General features: G+C 52.2%; 4 protein-coding genes. All 4 read right to left on the reverse strand.

Annotated elements, in window-relative coordinates:
- On the reverse strand, positions 1–339 hold a 339-nt coding region (locus OKB81_RS20075; RefSeq protein WP_270805417.1), incomplete at its 3' end, for a transposase.
- A 111-nt stretch (positions 340–450) separates the two neighbouring features.
- Complete coding sequence (gene ureG / locus OKB81_RS20080) at positions 451–1,074, reverse strand: urease accessory protein UreG (protein WP_053288401.1); 624 nt, start codon at positions 1,072–1,074, stop codon at positions 451–453.
- Positions 1,075–1,096: 22 nt separating this feature from the next.
- Positions 1,097–1,792, reverse strand: coding sequence for an urease accessory protein UreF (locus OKB81_RS20085; RefSeq protein WP_109112777.1), 696 nt, complete (start codon positions 1,790–1,792; stop codon positions 1,097–1,099).
- 3 nt (positions 1,793–1,795) lie between these two features.
- The coding region (locus tag OKB81_RS20090) for a HupE/UreJ family protein (protein WP_270805418.1) at positions 1,796–2,283 on the reverse strand (488 nt) is incomplete at its 5' end.

The following is a 2,283-nucleotide window of genomic DNA, read 5'->3' on the forward strand; positions in this document are numbered from 1 at the left end:
TGGTGTGTTTGGAGACAGCCAGTTTACCAGCACCCTGTCTGTCAACTTCCACTTCCCCAAGATCCCGCGAAGAACCTTTTTTATGATGTCGCGCTCCATGTTGGCTTGTGCGAGAGCTTTGCGTAGCCGGGCCACTTCAGCCTCCAGCTCGGCGACAGAACGCGCTCCGGGAATGGCCGATGTATCCTTTCCTCCTTTGGCTGCGACCACCCAGTTGCTCAGTGTGCCTTTGGCAATACCCAACCTTCTGGCGGCTTCAGCTTGGCCAAGGCCTTGCTCCAACACCAGTCGAACCGCCTCTGCCCGAAACTCTGGTGAATAGTGTTCTCTCGATTTCATTCAATACCCCCGATTGTCTCATCGTAACAATCGGGACTGTCTGTGAAAATCAGGATACCTCATCGCGTAATGCCCTGAATCGTTTAGACAATTTCAGGGCCTTCGTCGCACTTATGCTTTTGGCGTTAACATGCCATGTGTCACGATGAAATCGATGATGGTATCCACTCCCTGACCGGTTTTCAGATTGGCGAATGTCCACGGTTTTTGTGGGCGCATACGGTTGGTGTCTGATTCCATTACATCTAAACGCGCACCAACATACGGGGCCAAATCGATTTTATTGATCACTAATAAATCAGATTTGGTAATGCCCGGCCCGCCTTTGCGTGGAATTTTCTCGCCTTCCGCCACATCAATCACATAGATGGTCATATCAGCTAATTCAGGGCTGAAGGTGGCACTCAGGTTGTCGCCACCGCTCTCAACGAAAACGACATCCAGATTGCCGAATTTCTCACTGAGCGCTTCAACAGCGGCCAGATTCATCGATGCATCTTCACGGATCGCCGTGTGCGGGCAACCACCGGTTTCCACCCCGACAATACGCTCGGCAGGTAACGCGCCTGCTTCGGTTAAAATTCGCTGATCTTCTTTGGTGTAGATATCGTTAGTGACGACGGCGATCTCAAAGTGATCACGCATCTTTTTACATAATACTTCTAACAGCGCAGTCTTGCCGGAACCAACAGGGCCGCCAACGCCAACTCGTAATGGGGATGATGTTTGAGTCATAAGAGTGTCCTTTCCAATCTGATTATGAGCGGAATAACCGCGTGTATTGTATTTCGTGGCATGCACTGGCGATGGCGAGGCAGGTTAAACTGCCTCCGATCTCATCGTCTTGCACAGTGCAAGCCCGTTGGTATTTTTCAGGCAGTTGCGCGGATAATTTTCGAAGCAATGTCTGACCCGCTTGCTGACCAATGGGCACTAATTTAATGGCGGCCATGACGGCACCTTCCAGCAACGCGAATCCCCAGCCCAACGCTAGTTGCTCGACACTCAGGTTGTTTTTTGCACCAAACCACACCATGCCGGCCAGCTGTGAGCGTTTCAGATGAACGGCCATATCAGCACTGCCTGAAATGCCCCAATCTTTGATCACACGGTAAAACGCATCACCGCGCTGCCCCTCTTCCAACCGAAACTCTTCGCTTTCGCGGCTCGCTACCAGCAAATCGATAGCGTCTACAAAAGCAGTCAGATTGTCTTGCCGGGCAGCAACGTAAAGGCGGTTGAGAAGCGGCCAGTCGAGATAGACCAGCCCTTCGTCCATTTGATCAGTCAGCCATTGTTCAAATTCAGCGGCGTTTTTAACCCAACCCGTTTCAACCGCCCATTCCAGCCCTTGCGAATAGGTAAACCCACCCACTGGCAGATTAGGGCTCATCAATTGGAATAGTTGTAACCAACTGACTGGCGAGGTTTGATTGATCGCTGAAAAAATCATGAATTAACCCGCCAACAGTGCTGACGCCGAGGCAAACACCACTGCTGCCCAGCCTTTTTTCAACCATGCTATGTGGTTCGCTTTGCTGCCAACCGCATAACCCACCGCCAGCAACACCAGCGATGAAACCACAGCCCCCGCAGTGAACAACGCGACTTGCCCGACAGGCGCTTCAACACCATGCGCCCAACCATGAAACAGCGCAAAACAAGGTATCATCCAGCTCATTATTGACAAACGATTGGGCGCAAACACCAAGGCACCCGCAAACCAGAGCGAGGCCAGCACCAGCGGTTCCACCAGATTATTGCCGCCCAGCAGCACACCCGCACCAGTACCAACCACCATGGCCAGCAGGGTCAATAATGGCAGCGATAAACGACGCCCCGTTAATGCCGCCAGAAAGCCGCTGCTCAGTAACGGTTCACCCAGACCAGTTGACAGGTAAAAAATGAGACGATCGTCCGGTGATCCACTATTGCCTCTTGCGT

Origin of the sequence: Aeromonas sp. QDB56 (genome assembly GCF_027705505.1) — a bacterium.
GTDB lineage: Bacteria > Pseudomonadota > Gammaproteobacteria > Enterobacterales > Aeromonadaceae > Aeromonas > Aeromonas caviae.